This window comes from Nocardioides yefusunii, assembly GCF_004014875.1.
GTDB lineage: Bacteria > Actinomycetota > Actinomycetes > Propionibacteriales > Nocardioidaceae > Nocardioides > Nocardioides yefusunii.
In genome coordinates, this window is sequence record NZ_CP034929.1 from 2,325,058 (window position 1) to 2,340,061 (window position 15,004).

Here is a 15,004-nt window from a genome sequence, read left to right on the forward strand (position 1 = left end):
CCGAGGCCCACCCCGTGCCGGGGCACGAGGTGGGCCTGCGATCACACCATGGAGGTGACGTCAGGTCGTCGGTCCTGGGACTCAGACGGCCGAGGCGTCCTTGTCACCGGTGCGGACGCGGACGACGGTGTCGACCGGCATGACCCACACCTTGCCGTCACCGATGCGACCGGTCTGGGCGGTCTTCACGATGATGTCGACGATGTCGGACGCGTCAGCGTCCTCGACGACGATCTCGATGCGGATCTTGGGAACCAGCGCGATGTCGTACTCAGCACCGCGGTAGACCTCGGTGTGGCCCTTCTGGCGGCCGTAGCCGGACACCTCGGAGACGGTCATCCCGGCGACACCGAAGGTCTCCAGTGCCTCACGGACGTCTTCCCACTTGTGCGGCTTGATCACCGCGGTCACGAGCTTCATGCGTTCGCGCCTTCCTTGGTCTTGTCGGTGGTGCCGGCGAGGACGGAGCGTCCGCGGCCGACGGTGGTGCCGAAGTCGTAACCGGCCTCGCCGTGCTCGGAGAAGTCGAGACCCTCGACCTCGTCCTCCTCATCAGCGCGGAGACCGACGACGGCCTTCACGATGAGAGCGGCAACCAGGGTGGCGACACCGGCCCACAGCATGGCGAACAGTGCCACAGCGACCTGGGTGACGAGGAGCGAGGCGCCGTCGCCGTAGAAGAGACCACCGTCAGTGGCCAGGAGGCCGATGGCCACGGTGCCGACGAGACCACCGACGAGGTGGACACCGACGACGTCAAGGGCGTCGTCGTAGCCGAACTTGTACTTGAGCGAGACGGCCAGGGCGCAGAGGGCACCGACCACGACGCCGAGGATGAGCGCGCCGATCGGCGACAGGGCGCCGCAGGACGGGGTGATGGCGACGAGACCGGCGACGACACCAGAGGCGGCACCCAGCGAGGTGGCCTTGCCGTGCTTGATCTTCTCGACGATCAGCCAGCCGCAGATGGCGGCGACGGTGCAGACGGTGGTGTTCAGCCAGACCAGCGCGGTCTCGGACATGAAGGCCTCGCCGACGTTCTCGTCGGGGGCGACGAAGGAACCGACGTTGAAGCCGTACCAACCGAACCACAGGATGCCGGCACCGATCATGGTGAGGGGCAGGTTGTGGGGCTTCATCGGCTCCTTGCCGAAGCCGATGCGCTTGCCGAGCAGGAGGACCAGCACCAGACCGGCGACACCGGCGTTGATGTGGACGACGGTTCCACCGGCGTAGTCGACCGGGACCGCGGAGCCGAGCAGGTCAGCGAGGCCGTTCTCGGCGTCAGCCAGGAAGCCACCGCCCCAGACCATGTGGGCCAGGGGGAAGTAGGAGAGGGTCAGCCAGAGGGGGAGGAAGACCACCCACGCAGAGAACTTGAGACGGTCAGCGACCGCACCCGAGATGAGGGCGGCGGTGATGATCGCGAAGGTCATCTGGAAGCCGACACCGATGAGGTCGGAGCCCTCGACGCCGGAGAGCCCGAAGGTCTCGAAGGGGTTGTTGAAGAGAAGAGCGATGTCCTTCTCGCCGTAGGACATCGACCAGCCCCAGAGGACGTAGACGACGCCAGCGATACCGGCGGCGGAGAACGACATCATCATCATGTTGAGCACGGACTTCGACCGGCCCATGCCGCCGTAGAACAGTGCGAGACCAGGAACGGTCATGAAGAGCACGAGGGACGCTGCTACCAGCGTCCACACGTGCATCGCGAGGTCTTCCATGGATCCTCCATGTCGTGATCAGCAGATGCTGCGGTGTGTGATGCAGCAAGAATCCGACGCCGAGATTTCCGTCCCCCACGAACCGTGTTGCGTGGGTGAAACGTCTAGGACCTTCTCGGTTACGGGAATGTGAACGGGCTCTCACCGTGTGCGTGTCTGGTGACCCGGGCCACACATGTGGCGTCGCGGGACCCTCAGCCGGGCCGGGCTAGGGTCGCGCCATGAGGATCATGGCGACGCTGATGGTGCGCGACGAGGTCGACATCGTGGCCGCGATGGTGGAACACACCCTCGCCCAGGGGATCGACCTGCTGCTCGTCACCGACAACGGCTCGGTCGACGGCACCCGCGAGGTCCTCGAGGCCTACGCGGCGACCGGCAGGGTCGAGCTGTTCCACGACCCGCTGCACGAGCACCAGCAGGGGCAGCGCGTCACCGAGATGGCCCGGCGGGCCCGCACCGTGCACCGGGCGGACTGGGTGGTCAACCTCGACGGCGACGAGTTCGTCGTCGCCGTCGACCGCTCCCTCACCGTGCGCGAGGCCCTGGAACGCACCCCGTTCGGGCTCAACGCGTTCACCGTCGACGTGGTCAACATGGTGGGCCCCACCGCCGGCCAGGTGCCCGGCCACACCGCGTTCGACCAGCTCGTGTGGCGCGACCGACGTCCGGTCGAGGAGTTGGAACGCCGCGACCTGCACGCCCACCCCACGCCCAACGCCGTGCACCGTGGCGAGAGCGACGTGGTCGTGCGACCCGGCAACCACTTCACCACCGTCGTCTCCAACGGCCAGCCCGACGACGCCGTCCGGCTCGAGGTGCTGCACGTCCCGTGGCGCTCCTGGGAACAGTTCGAGTCGAAGGTGGTCAACACCGGCAGCGCCTACAGCGCCTCCGCCACCCTCAACCCCTCCCCCAACCACCACGGCATGCGGGACTACCGACTCTGGCAGGAAGGACGCCTGCGTCCCACCTACGAGAACCGGCTGCCTGACGCCGAGCAGTTGGCCCTCGGCGAGCCACAGGGGTGGTTCGTGCGCGAGACCCGCCTGGTGGACGAGCTCACCGCACTGCGCGCCACAGCACTGCTGCCGGACCTGTTCGACGCGACGCTGCCGGTCTCGATGAAGGTCTGAGGGTCACCCCACCCCCCACTGCTCCGCCGTTCAGCGCTGGAAGCGGTCGAAACCCCGGGCCCGGTGAGCCGCGACCGCGACCTCCACCAGACGGGTCGCGCGCGCCGCGAACGAGTGCTCGGCGTGGATCCGTCGAGCCACCTCACGCCGTTCTGCGTCGTCGCCGAAGACGGTGTCGGGATCGCTCATCGTGGTCAGCCGCACCAGGTCCTCCGGCGTGCGCGCCACCTGGACCGAGCGACCGAAGACGTCACCGAGACCGGTGACGTCGTCGGTGATCACGCGAGCACCGGCGGCCGCAGCGTCGAAGAGGCGGTTGGAGAGGAAGCCCCACTGGCGCATGTCCTCCCAGTGGTCGTTGAGGACCACCCCGGCCGAACGGTAGGCGGCACCGACGGAGCGGTTGTCGAGGTACTCCGCCTTCACGAACCGCGGCGGCACCATGCCGCGCCACTCGGTGCCGTAGATCGAGAGCATCACGTTGTGCTCCACCGCCTGCATCACCAGTGGGCGGGCCTGCTTGCGCGAGGAACCCACGAAGAGCACCGGGTGCCCGGTGTCGGGAACGGCCAGGTCGGGGTGGAAACGACGATGGTCGGTGGCCTGCAGCATGCCCTCGACCGGGAGGCCCCAGCGTCGGGACTGTTCCTCTGCCCAGTGCATCGAGGCACCGAAGACGTGGTCGTAGAGCCGGGCCTCGGGACCACCGACGTCGTCGGGGTGCGAGATCACCCAGGCCAGGTTCACCTGGTCGGGGGCAGGGTTGTACGCGCCGACACCCCGCAGCACCAGCGCGACGTCGTCGAGGTGGGCGGTACGACGGTCCCAGGCCTGACGGCGGTCGATGACGACCTCCTGTCCGGCGTCGCGCAGGGCTTCGGCCAAGGAGTCGGCGAAGTGAGTGTCGCCCCAGCGCTCACCCACCGATCCGCCCGGGGCGGGGTTCTTGATCGCCCACCGCAGGCGCGGTGCGGACTCGTGGATGTCGAGGCGGGTGCTGCCTCGCGTCGGCTCCGGACGGGCGCGACGCAGTTCGGGGCGCGGGACCGCGAGGATCCGTTCCTTGCCCTGCTTGACGTCGGCACGGTGACCGGTGACCTCGAACCCGATGGCTGCCCAGAGGTCGACGTCGTCGGCGGGGAGACGTCCGTGCCAGCGGTCGAGGAAGACCCTGCGGTTGGTCTGGTAGCGCTTGAAGCGTCCCGGGGAGACCGACTCGTGGTGCCACACCACGGAGTCGGGACGGACCACGAACGCCGGGCCGGTGACGCCGCGCGCCGCACCGAGCTCGGCGGCACGCAGGCAGAGGTCGACGTCCTCCATGCCGTTGCTGAACACAGGGTCGAAACCTCCCAGCGCGACGACGTCGTCGGTCCGCATCGCCAGGCACGCGGCGGTGCCGGCGTGGAAGCGCAACGCCTCCACGCCCGGGGCGCCGTCACGGCCCAGGACGTCCTCGACCGGGTGCCACTGCGCGAAACCGTGCGGGAGACCACCGGTGGCCGGGAACGCGATGCCGGCGCACTGCACCGAACCGTCGGGGTAGAGCAGCAGCGACTGCGCGCCCAGGACGGTCTCGTCGGCGAGGGCGTCGACGAGCGGGGCCAGCCAGTCGTCGGTGACGACGGTGTCGTTGTTGAGGAAGACCGTCACCGCGCCACGCAGCAGCGGCAGCGCGACGTCGTTGCCCAGTGCGAAGCCGAGGTTGCCGTCGTTGTGGACCACCTGGACGCGGGCGTCATCGGTGTCCCAGCGCAGCGCGAACGCATCGAGGACGGCGGCCTGCTCGGGACGGCACCCGTTGTCGACGACCACCACCTGCACCCGCGCTCCGGCGGCCGCGGTGGTCTCCATGACGGCGGTGACGGCACGCAGCGTCATGTGGGTGTCGAGGTAGGTGGGCACGATCACCGAGACCAGGTCGGCCTCACGCTCGCGGCCCTGCTCGGAGGTGAGATCGAGGAGACGGTCACGCAGAACGACATCGTCCCAGCCGCGCACGGCGCCGTGGTCGAAGCGCGGACGCAACGGCACGGGCACCCGGCGCGACGCCTCTCGCACGCCCTCGTCGCGCCGTACACCGACGTACGGGACCACATCGATGCCGGCCGGCGCGGCCAGCGCGCGGTTCATCGCGAACTCGTGGCTCGAGGGCAGGTCGGTGCGCAGTGCCGGTAGGGCTCGTTCGTCCCAGGCCCGACGGGACATCAGCACCCGACCTCGCGGGAGCCGGACCGTCAGGGTGGGGTCGCCGGCACCGAGGCCGGTGCGCAGACGGCGGGTACGGCCAGCGGCGGTGGTGACCTCCATGACGTCGGCGACGACGTCGAGGTCGCGACGCGTCGCGTGGTCGAGCAGACGGGCGAGACGTTCGGGGGCCCAGACGTCAGAGGTGTCGAGGAACGTGATCCACTCCCCCGCACCGCCGGAAACGACCGCTGCGTCGAGCGCCGGACGGTGTCCGGACGGCACCTCGACGGTGGTCCAGGATCCAGCCGGCAGCAGCTCTGCCAGGACCGGCGTGACGTCGAAGCCCCAGTCACGGGAGCCGACCAGGACGTGCCAGTCGGTGTGTGTCTGGGCGACCAACGAGGTGAGGGCGCTGCGCAGCAGTTCCTCCTCGGCGCCCGGCGCGAGGACGACGTCGACCGGCCCGGTCGACGACTCGGGTGCAGGCGCCGCGGCGGCGCGTTCGCTGGCGCGTTCGATGGTGCGCAGCGTCACGACCGGCCCGGTGGCGCGGGCCACGCGGTCACGGTGCTCGGTGGCGCGGGCCAGCAGGAAGTCGCGCATCGAACCGGCCTCGGTGGGCCACCAGGCGGCGATCGCCGGGGCGGTGCCCGCAGCAGATGCTGCTGCGTGTCCTTCCAGGTAGTGCCCGAGGGGACCGCGGGGGTGCTCGGAGACGTCAGGGTTGCTGCGGCGGTACTCACGCAGGTGGAAGAGCGGGTGGAAGGCGGCGCGGAAGCGCTTGCGGCGTGCGAAGACGAGGAAGGGGTCCTTGCCGGCGAGGTCGCCGGCGAAGTGGTCAGCGAACCAGACCGGGTCGAAGAGGGGCTGCGGTGAGACCCGCTTCTCCAGCGGGGCACGGAGATAGTGGTCGACGAGTGCCTGTCGATCACCCTTCGCGCCGGTGACGAGGCGGTACCAGTCGTCGTCGAAGAACGGGTGGGCGTCGAGGAACTTCGCGTCGCGTGAGCGGGCCGGGGGCTCACCGCTCGTGGCGGGCTGGGTCGGCGCGGTGTCCGCGGTGAGGCGTCCCAGCCGTCGCTTCACTCCGGCTGCCTTGGCCCGCATCCAGCTCCCCCGCTGGTCGTGCCCCGCTGCGTTGCTGCTCACGTGCCCACCGTCCTGCTCGTCCCCGCGGCGCACCCCGGGGTGTCGTCCCTCGTCGCACCGATGTCTACACCGGATGCAGGTCGGCCCGCCCCGTCCGGGACGGGCCGACCGTGCGTGTCGTGGTCTGGGTCTCAGCCCAGGAGTGCCTCGACGAAGGCACGGGGCTCGAAGGGAGCCAGGTCGTCGGCGCCCTCTCCGAGTCCGACCAGCTTGACCGGGACACCCAGTTCGCGCTGCACGGCGACGACGATGCCGCCCTTGGCGGACCCGTCGAGCTTGGTGAGCACGATGCCGGTGATGTTGACGGCCTCGGCGAAGACGCGGGCCTGGATCATGCCGTTCTGGCCGGTGGTGGCGTCGAGGACGAGCAGGACCTCGGTGACCGGGGCCTGCTTCTCGATGACGCGCTTGACCTTGCCGAGCTCGTCCATGAGGCCGGACTTGTTCTGCAGGCGGCCAGCGGTGTCGACGATGACGGTGTCGACGCCGGTCTCGACGCCCTTCTTGACGGCCTCGAAGGCCACGGAGGCGGGGTCGGTACCCTCGGGGCCGCGGACGACCTCGACGCCGACGCGCTCGCCCCAGGTGCCGAGCTGCTCGGCAGCGGCGGCACGGAAGGTGTCTGCAGCGCCCATCAGGACCTTGCGGTCTTCGGCCACCAGGATGCGACCGATCTTGCCGACGCTGGTGGTCTTGCCGACGCCGTTGACGCCGACCACGAGCACGACGCCCGGGTTGCCGTTCTCGCCGGAGACCTGCAGGCGTCGGTCCATGTCGGGGCCGACCAGCTTCACGAGCTCGTCGGCGAGCACCTCACGGACCTCACCTGCGGCAGAGCCCTCGACGCGGAGACGGGTGCGCAGACCCTCGACGAGCTCCTGGGTGGGCGCGACGCCGATGTCGGCGGTGAGGAGGGTGTCCTCGATGTCCTCCCAAGTGTCCTCATCGAGCTTGTCGCGCGAGAGCAGGGCCAGGAGGCCCTTGCCCAGGGGGTTGTTGGTGCCGGCGAGACGCTGGCGCAGACGCACGAGGCGCGACTGGGTCGACTCGGGACGCTCCAGCTCGGGAGCGGCCTCCTCGACGATCTCCTCGACGGGAGCCTCGACGCCGGGGGTCTCGGCGGCGTCGTCGACGGCCTCGTCCTCGTCGGCGTCGGTGACCGGGGCGCCGGCCTCACCGGCGGGCACCTGCGGTGCACGCGGCGGGGTGGCGGGGGTCTTCGGCGCGACGGCGGGCTTGTTCTCGACGGCCTTGCCCAGGGCGCGGGCACCCAAGAGCACGACCGTGCCGACGACCAGCAGGACGGCTACCGCGATCGCGGCCCAGATCCACGGGGACATGTCACTCATGGCGCCATCCTCCCAGACCACCGGCCTCGGGGCCGAAGTGGCTCAGAGGCTCTCGGCCTCGTCAGGTCCACCGTCGCGCACCGTCGCGGGAGCCTGGTGGTCGTTCTCCCTCTCCAGCAGTCGACGCAGGCTGGTGATGCCGGGCACCTCACGGCCCCTGCCGACGTACCCGACCTGGGCCAGGACGACGAGGGCGAAGACGATCGCCACCACCCAGAACAGCACGATCCAGAACACGGTTCTCCTCCGCGGAAGGCACCGGCGGGCCGCTCGACCCGCGGGGGGCGGTGCACCCGACGCACACCCACGTTCACACGATGGGCGGCGTCGGGGCGCGTGAGGTCATGCGCGCAGCGTCACTGCTGTGGCGCAGACCTCATCCCTCGGTCGGCGCTGGGCGCAGGAGCGGCTCGACGGCGGCGCGGATCACGTCTGGCATCGGGGCCACGGGGCGGTTGCCCGCACCGTGGGAGTTGTCGACGTAGACGTGCACGAACCGGCCCTCGGCGGCGGCCTCGTCGGAGCCGCCCTGGAAGAGACCGATCCGCCACACGATCGAGGACCGGCCCACCTTGTCGACCACCACGCCGGCCTCGATCGGTTCGGGGAAGCCGATCTCACGGAAGTAGCGGCACGACGTCTCCGCGACGACGCCGATCTGCGGCAGGTGCCGGACATTGGTGCCGGTGGCCTCGAAGAGGTGGGCGTTGACGGCAGTGTCGAAGATCTCGTAGTAGGTCGCGTTGTTGAGGTGACCGTAGGCGTCGTCGTCACGCCAGCGGGTGGTGACGGTGCGCCAGGCCACGTAGTCGGCGCGGGTGGGGCGGGCCGGCTTGCCCTCGGGGGCGGGCGTGCTCATGCGGTCGGTTCTCCCTGTCAGTGGTGGAGGGGTCAGTGGTCGAAAGCTCTCAGGTGAGCCGTTGACTGATGACGGTCGAGACACCGTCACCCCGCATGGTGACACCGTAGAGGGCGTCGCCGACCTCCATGGTCCGTTTCTGGTGCGTGATGACCAGGAGCTGGGAGCTCTCCCGGAGCTCCTCGTAGATCGTCAGCAGTCGTCCCAGGTTGGTGTCGTCCAGGGCAGCCTCGACCTCGTCGAGGATGTAGAACGGGCTGGGGCGGGCCTTGAAGAGCGCCACCAGGAAAGCGACGGCGACCAGCGATCGCTCACCGCCCGAGAGGAGCGAGAGCCGCTTGACCTTCTTGCCCGGCGGACGGGCCTCGACCTCGACGCCGGTGGTGAGCATGTCGTCGGGGTCGGTGAGCAGGAGTCGGCCCTCGCCCCCGGGGAAGAGCCGGGAGAAGGTGTGGTCGAACGCCTCGCGGACGTCGTGCCAGGCCTGGGTGAAGACCTCCTCGACCCGGGCGTCGACGTCCTTGACGATGCCGAGCAGGTCGACCTTCGTGCGACGCAGGTCGTCGAGCTGGGCGGTGAGGAACTGGTGGCGTTCCTCCATCGCGGTGAACTCCTCCAGCGCGAGCGGGTTGACCCGACCCAACTGGACGAGGTCGCGTTCGGCGGCGCGGAGGCGCTTCTCCTGCTCCTCGCGGACGTAGGGCGTGGCCGGTTCCGTCTCGTCGTGGGCAGGGACGTCGACGTGCGGGCCGTACTCGGCGAGCAGGACGTCGGGGGCGAGACCGAGGTCCTCGATCGCGCGGGCCTCCATCTGCTCGATCCGCATCTGCTGCTGGGCGCGGGCGAGTTCGTCTCGGTGCACGGAGTTCACGAGGTCGTCGAGTTCACGGACGTGCTCGCGTAGACGGGACCGGACGGCAAGGAGGTCCTGTTCGGCGTCCTTGCGGTCGTTCTCGATCCGGGTCCGTTCGCTGGCGGCGGTCTGCACGGAGTCCTCGAGCAGGTCGAGGACGACGGAGACGGCGTGCCGTACGGCGGTGGCGGCGCGGGCTTCGGCGCGGGTCCGGGCCCGGCGGGCCTCGGCGCGGGTGCGGTGGTCGCGTTCGGCGCGGGCCTGACGCAGCAGTGCGTCGGCACGTCCGGTGAGGGCACGGGCGCGTTCCTCCGCGGTGCGGAGCGCGAGCCGGGCGTCGGTCTCGTCCTGACGGGCCTGACGGGCGGCGTCGGCGAGGCGTTCGCGTTCGGTGGTGTCGACCTCGTCGACGGGGGCAGCCTCGGCGTGGGCGAGGCGTTCGGTGAGCTCGACCAGGGTGGCACGGGCGTGCTCGGCACCGATCCGGGCCTTCTCGATCGCGGCGGCGGTGCGGTCGGCCTCGGCGTGGGCCTCGCGTTCGCGGGCTCCGAGACGGGCGAGGTCTGCGGCGACGGCGGCGAGCCGGTCGTCGTGGGCCTGCAGCGCTTCGGCGGCAGCCGTGACCACGGTGACGGCCTCGGCACGGTCGGCCTGCACGCGGGCGGTCTCGGTGGCGAGGTGTTCGAGCAGGGTCACGACGCGGGCGATCGCCTCGACCGTCTCGTCGTGGGCGGCCTGCACCTCCAGCGTGGAGGGGCGGGCTGCGGAGCCACCGATGACGGCGTGCGCGGAGAGGACGTCACCGGCGGGGGTGACGGCGGTGAGGTCGGGGTGCTGGTCGACGACGACACGGGCGGCGTCGAGGTCGGGCACGAGGACGACGTGGCCGAGCAGGCGGGTCACTGCGCCGGTCAGCGCCTCGGGGTGGCCGACGACGTCGAGGGCGGCGACGACACCGGCCGGGAGCGTGCGTCCGGCGGTCGCCGGTGCGATCGTCGGGGCGCCGGCGAGCAGCAGTGGGGCGCGTCCCAGGTCGCTGGCCTTGAGGTGGGTCAGGGCTGCGGTGGCGGCGGTGAGGTCGGCGACCGCGATCGCGTCGGCGCTCTCCCCCAGCACCGCGGCGACGGCCGGGCGGTGGACGTCGGGGACGGTGACGAGTTGCGCGAGGGCGCCGAGGGTTCCGGTCAGGGTGCCGGCTGCTGCCGCGGCGACGACGGCGCCGGGACCGTCGGTACGGTCGAGGCCGAGCGCGAGGGCATCGCGGCGGGCACTGAGCGCGGCGTGGTCGCGCTGGGCGTCGGTGGTGCGGGTGCGGACGTCGGCCCGACGGGCGTCGAGGTCGGTGAGCGCGGTGACGGCGGCGCGGTGGGTGGCGTCGAGGGTGTCGCGGTCCTCGCCGGGGCCCTGGGCGTCGGCCTCCACGGCCGCGAACTCGACGCGGGCTGCCTCGGCACGTTCCAGGGCGGCGGTGCGGACGAGTTCGAGGCGTCCGATCTCGGCGTCGGCGGAGTCGACCTTGCCGCGGGCGGCGGCGGCCTGTCCGGCGAGGCGCGCCAGTCCTTCACGACGGTCGGCGACCGCGCGGACGGCGGCGCCGACGCGGCGGTCCTCCAGTTGGGCTGCTTCTTCGGCGAGGCGTCGTTCGGCCACCGCCTTGGCGAGGGCTTCGGTGCGCTGTTCGACCTCGGCGAGGGCGGCGTCCTCCTCGGCCCGGGCGCGGACGGCGTCGGCTTCGAGTCGTTCGGGGTCGCGTCCGGTGCTGAGGGGTTCCTCGACGGTGCGGGCGGCGTTGCGGAGACGTTCGGAGGCCAGGGAGTCGACGCCACGCATGCGTTCGCGCAGACCCTGCAGGGCGAACCATGTCTCCTGGGCCTGGGCGAGGACCGGCAGGCCGTCACGCAGCCCGGCTTCGATCTCGCCTTCGCGAGCCCGGAGGCGGGTGACGAGGGCTTCGACCTCGGTGCGTCGTTCCTGGAGCGCGGACTCGTCGGCGAGTTCGCGGGCCAGCACGTCGCGGGCCTGGACGAGGTCGTCGGCGGCGAGGCGGGCACGGGCGTCGCGTGCGTCGGCCTGCACGACCGAGGCGCGACGAGCGACCTCGGCCTGCTTCGAGAGCGGTTTGAGCTGGCGGCGGATCTCGGCGAGGAGGTCGTCGAGACGGTGGAGGTTGCCCTCCATCGCGTCGAGTTTGCGGAGCGCCTTCTCCTTGCGCTTGCGGTGCTTGAGGACACCGGCTGCTTCCTCGATGAAGCCACGGCGTTCCTCAGGGGTGGCGTGCAGGATCGAGTCGAGGCGTCCCTGCCCGACGATGACGTGCATCTCGCGGCCGATGCCGGAGTCACTGAGGAGGTCCTGGACGTCGACGAGTCGGGCCTTGGCGCCGTTGATCGCGTACTCGGAGCCGCCGTTGCGGAACATGGTCCGCGAGATGGTGACCTCGGCGTACTCGATCGGGAGCGCACCGTCGGTGTTGTCGATCGTGAGGGAGACCTCGGCGCGGCCGAGCGGTGAACGTCCCGCAGCACCGGAGGTGCCGGCGAAGATGACGTCCTCCATCTTGCCGCCGCGCAGCGACTTGGCTCCCTGCTCGCCCATCACCCAGGCCAGGGCGTCGACGACGTTGGACTTGCCCGAGCCGTTGGGCCCGACGATGCAGGTGATGCCCGGCTCGAGGTCGAGGGTCGTCGACGAAGCGAAGGACTTGAACCCCTTCAGGGTCAGGCTCTTCAGGTACACCCTGACTCCTCACGTGCTGGACGTGGTTCAGGGTACCCGTGCTGGGCCTGATTTCAGGCGGTCACAACCTCGCCCGCGCGGGCGTCGGTGACGGCGTCAGCCAGGGCGTCGGCGGTCAGTTCCTCGGCGCGGCCGGCGACCAGACGGTCGTTCTCGTCCATGAGTCGGGCGACGAGCGCCTCCAGGTCGGCGACCCGACGACGCAGCAGCGCGTTCTCGTACTGGACGCGGGTGGAGCGCGGGTCGGACGCGACGTGTCCGAAGAGGGCCTTGGCCATCAGGATGGAACCTTCCGGGTCTGCGGCTCCTCCCCCGTGGAGTGCCGACCTTTCCAATGTGACGGTTGTGCAACAGAGGGTCAAATCATCGTGATGCCGGCGCCGGTACCCCGACCCGCAGCACATGGAGAGCGTCACCCATGACCCGCCGCAGCGTCCGGTACTGGGCCGGCGTCCAGATCGGCGTGTACCCGGAGCCGTCGTACTCGCCCGGGCCGCTGTACGCGAACCGCGGCAGGACGGCCGCGAAGAGCTTGCCGTAGCAGACGTCCGCGGTCCGCCCCCGCTGCCGGAAGGGAAGGTCGAGGGTCCGGGCGACGTCCACGGCCATGTTCCACAGTTCCAGTGCCGCATTGAGATCGAGAGCAGCCCGGCCACGCAGCCACTCCTGCACCGGCTCGACGTCGACGATCTCCGCGTTCGCATCGGCCTCCACCAGGAGCAACGCTCCCTGGCCGTCACGGGCGAGAACGTCGAGGCCGCAGACGACGAATGGGCGTCGTCCGTCGAAGCGGAGTTCGGTCACCGTGGCATCCAGCAGGAACTGGGATTCGGGCTGGGCTGTCATCACGGCACACGCTGACTCTCGAAAGGGACGCCGGCAGTGTCGCAGGCGCTGGCCAGGAACCGTTCCAGTTCGTCGTACTTCTTCCCGACGACGAACGCGTCCACGATCACCTCGTCAGGGCCCCACTTCCGGTCACGGGACACAGTGACGGTCGTCCCCTCATGGAATACCGCCATCCAGGGGCTGCTCTCAGGCGCAGCGGCACCCAACTTCACGATCTCGTGGTCGGTGAGGTCGATCGAGCGCGGACTCCCCCGGGTCGCGAAGTGCAGCGTCGTGCCGTCCAGACGCAGGTGGGCGTCAGTGAGCCGACGACGCCACCTGCCGACGTCCCAGCGCCCCGCCGCCACGATGGCGGCCACCACGACGACTGTGCCGACGAGCGCGAGAACCCAGCCGTCCTCCGCCAACGTCATCGGCATCATCAGGCCGAAGAAGCCGCTGACCGCGAGATAGGGGCCCCAGCGACGGTCGGCTGCCGCCAAGTCGGGCGTCCACCGCGTCGGGTCGCTCTCGACCTGCTTCTCGTCACACACCCAGCACACGCGCCCAGTATGCGTATCTCCCCGGGGCCGTACCGGGGCGGGAGGGAGAGCGTCAGTTCAGGAGCGTCGGGCCCGCGGCTTCGGCTGGCACTTCGGGCAGTAGTACGAGGAGCGGTTCATGAACGCGACCCGCACGATCGCCGTGCCGCAACGCTCGCACGCACGGTCCTCCTGGCCGTACGCCTTGAGGCTGCGGTCGAAGTAGCCGGACTCGCCGTTGACGTTGACGTAGAGCGCGTCGAACGAGGTCCCGCCCTCGTCCAGAGCCGCGAGCATGACCTCCTGCGCGCGTCCGAGGACGTCGACGGCCTGGGTCTGGGTGAGTCGGTCGCCGGGACGTTCGCCGTTCAGGCGGGCACGCCACAGCGCTTCGTCGGCGTAGATGTTGCCGACGCCGGAGACGAGGTTCTGGTCGAGGAGTTGACGCTTCACCGCGACGGTGCGACGACGCATCCGTCGGGCCACGTCGGCGAGGTCGAACTGCTCGTCGAGCGGGTCGCGTCCGATGTGTGCGATCTCCGCGGGCAGTTCCGCTCCGCCGGGTGCGTAGGAGAGGCCACCGAACATGCGCTGGTCGACGAACCGCATCTCCATGCCGTCGTCGAGGACGAACCGCACCCGAAGGTGACGCTCGTCGGGCGCGCCGGCAGACTTCAGCAACATCTGGCCGCTCATGCCCAGGTGGCCGAGCATGGCGTCGTCACCGTCCAGGGCGAGCCAGAAGTACTTGCCACGACGGCGCACCGCAGAGACAGTGCGTCCGGTCATGTGCTGGACGAACGACGAGGCCCCGCCCGCCTCTCGGCGGACGGGGCGATCGTGCAACACCTCGACGGCGTGCACGGTGGAACCGACGACGTGGCGCTCGAGGCCACGTCGTACGACCTCCACCTCAGGAAGTTCAGGCACGGGTGTGTCTCCGTAGGAAGAGAGCCGAGGCTCAGGAGTCCTGGGACGCCTCGTGCTTGGCCTTGATCTCACCGTAGGCGGTCTCGGCGGCGGCCTGCTCGGCCTCCTTCTTCGACCGACCCGTGCCGTGCCCGTAGAGGGCATCGCCGACACGGACCTGTGCGGTGAACGTCTTCATGTGGTCGGGACCGTCGTCCTCGATCACGTACTCGGGAACACCGAGCTGGTGCCCGGCAGCGAGTTCTTGCAGCGAGGTCTTCCAGTCCAGACCCGCACCGAGGGCAGCCGCAGCTTCCATCAGGGGGTCGAACAAACGGTGGACCACATCTGCCGAGGCCTCGATGCCACCCGAGAGGTGAATGGCACCAATGACTGCCTCGACGGTGTCGGAGAGGATCGACGCCTTCTCACGACCACCGGTCGTCTCTTCACCACGGCCGAGCTTGATGTACTCGCCCAGACCGATGGTGCGTGCGACTCCGGCCAGTGCACGTGCGTTGACCACCGCGGCACGCAACTTCGCCAGACGACCTTCGGAAAGGTCAGGGTGGTTCAGGTACAGGGTCTCCGTCACCACGACGCCCAGGACGGAGTCCCCGAGGAACTCCAGGCGCTCATTGGTGGGGAGGCCACCGTTCTCGTACGCGTACGAGCGGTGGGTCAACGCACGCTCGAGCAGCTCGGGATCCAGAACCGGATCACCGA

Annotated in this window: 13 protein-coding genes; 1 reads left to right on the forward strand and 12 read right to left on the reverse strand. The window is 70.2% G+C overall.

From position 1 onward, the window contains the following. Positions 1 to 81 precede the first annotated feature (81 nt). The gene (locus tag EOV43_RS10580; RefSeq protein WP_128221255.1) at positions 82 to 420 is read right to left on the reverse strand and encodes a P-II family nitrogen regulator; all 339 of its coding nucleotides are present in this window, start codon (positions 418 to 420) and stop codon (positions 82 to 84) included. Further along, positions 417 to 1,727, reverse strand: coding sequence for an ammonium transporter (locus tag EOV43_RS10585; protein WP_128221256.1), 1,311 nt, complete (start codon positions 1,725 to 1,727; stop codon positions 417 to 419). Before EOV43_RS10585 ends, EOV43_RS10580 begins: the two co-directional genes overlap by 4 nt. A gap of 221 nt (positions 1,728 to 1,948) precedes the next feature. Here EOV43_RS10585 and EOV43_RS10590 point away from each other — a divergent pair, with 221 nt between their 5' ends. Further along, complete coding sequence (locus EOV43_RS10590) at positions 1,949 to 2,863, forward strand: glycosyltransferase family 2 protein (protein ID WP_239022088.1); 915 nt, start codon at positions 1,949 to 1,951, stop codon at positions 2,861 to 2,863. A 30-nt stretch (positions 2,864 to 2,893) separates the two neighbouring features. Here EOV43_RS10590 and EOV43_RS10595 read toward each other — a convergent pair whose 3' ends face one another. The 10 genes from EOV43_RS10595 to rnc all read right to left on the reverse strand — a co-directional run bounded on the left by EOV43_RS10595 (position 2,894) and on the right by rnc (position 14,963). Further along, a complete protein-coding gene (locus EOV43_RS10595) occupies positions 2,894 to 6,202 on the reverse strand; it encodes a glycosyltransferase (RefSeq protein ID WP_128221257.1) in 3,309 nt (1,102 codons plus the stop codon). A gap of 131 nt (positions 6,203 to 6,333) precedes the next feature. Continuing rightward, the gene (gene ftsY, locus EOV43_RS10600; RefSeq protein ID WP_206611314.1) at positions 6,334 to 7,551 is read right to left on the reverse strand and encodes a signal recognition particle-docking protein FtsY; all 1,218 of its coding nucleotides are present in this window, start codon (positions 7,549 to 7,551) and stop codon (positions 6,334 to 6,336) included. Between the two features lie 42 nt (positions 7,552 to 7,593). After that, a complete protein-coding gene (locus EOV43_RS10605; protein WP_128221258.1) occupies positions 7,594 to 7,788 on the reverse strand; it encodes a hypothetical protein in 195 nt (64 codons plus the stop codon). Between the two features lie 139 nt (positions 7,789 to 7,927). Then, complete coding sequence (locus EOV43_RS10610) at positions 7,928 to 8,410, reverse strand: acyl-CoA thioesterase (protein ID WP_128221259.1); 483 nt, start codon at positions 8,408 to 8,410, stop codon at positions 7,928 to 7,930. 49 nt (positions 8,411 to 8,459) lie between these two features. Beyond that, positions 8,460 to 11,999, reverse strand: coding sequence for a chromosome segregation protein SMC (gene smc / locus EOV43_RS10615; RefSeq protein WP_128221260.1), 3,540 nt, complete (start codon positions 11,997 to 11,999; stop codon positions 8,460 to 8,462). Between the two features lie 53 nt (positions 12,000 to 12,052). Next, positions 12,053 to 12,277 carry a hypothetical protein gene (locus tag EOV43_RS10620; RefSeq protein ID WP_128221261.1) on the reverse strand — a complete coding sequence of 75 codons (225 nt, stop codon included), beginning with the start codon at positions 12,275 to 12,277 and terminating at the stop codon, positions 12,053 to 12,055. An 85-nt stretch (positions 12,278 to 12,362) separates the two neighbouring features. Then, positions 12,363 to 12,845, reverse strand: a complete 483-nt coding sequence (locus tag EOV43_RS10625) for a hypothetical protein (protein WP_128221262.1) — start codon at positions 12,843 to 12,845, stop codon at positions 12,363 to 12,365. Further along, positions 12,845 to 13,390, reverse strand: a complete 546-nt coding sequence (locus EOV43_RS10630) for a hypothetical protein (RefSeq protein ID WP_128316355.1) — start codon at positions 13,388 to 13,390, stop codon at positions 12,845 to 12,847. The genes EOV43_RS10625 and EOV43_RS10630 overlap by 1 nt, the downstream gene beginning before the upstream one ends. Before the next feature lie 57 nt (positions 13,391 to 13,447). Then, a complete protein-coding gene (mutM, locus tag EOV43_RS10635; protein ID WP_128221264.1) occupies positions 13,448 to 14,299 on the reverse strand; it encodes a bifunctional DNA-formamidopyrimidine glycosylase/DNA-(apurinic or apyrimidinic site) lyase in 852 nt (283 codons plus the stop codon). Between the two features lie 31 nt (positions 14,300 to 14,330). Further along, a complete protein-coding gene (gene rnc / locus EOV43_RS10640; RefSeq protein ID WP_465263382.1) occupies positions 14,331 to 14,963 on the reverse strand; it encodes a ribonuclease III in 633 nt (210 codons plus the stop codon). Positions 14,964 to 15,004: the final 41 nt, after the last annotated feature.

What these genes read in the sequence shown, in the direction of transcription:
- EOV43_RS10580 (WP_128221255.1), bottom strand. Translation starts at nt 420, where the DNA reads ATGAAGCTCGTGACCGCGGTGATCAAGCCGCACAAGTGGGAAGACGTC.
- EOV43_RS10625 (WP_128221262.1), bottom strand. Translation starts at nt 12,845, where the DNA reads ATGACAGCCCAGCCCGAATCCCAGTTCCTGCTGGATGCCACGGTGACC.
- ftsY (WP_206611314.1), bottom strand. Translation starts at nt 7,551, where the DNA reads ATGAGTGACATGTCCCCGTGGATCTGGGCCGCGATCGCGGTAGCCGTC.
- EOV43_RS10620 (WP_128221261.1), bottom strand. Translation starts at nt 12,277, where the DNA reads ATGGCCAAGGCCCTCTTCGGACACGTCGCGTCCGACCCGCGCTCCACC.
- EOV43_RS10590 (WP_239022088.1), top strand. Translation starts at nt 1,949, where the DNA reads ATGAGGATCATGGCGACGCTGATGGTGCGCGACGAGGTCGACATCGTG.
- EOV43_RS10585 (WP_128221256.1), bottom strand. Translation starts at nt 1,727, where the DNA reads ATGGAAGACCTCGCGATGCACGTGTGGACGCTGGTAGCAGCGTCCCTC.
- EOV43_RS10610 (WP_128221259.1), bottom strand. Translation starts at nt 8,410, where the DNA reads ATGAGCACGCCCGCCCCCGAGGGCAAGCCGGCCCGCCCCACCCGCGCC.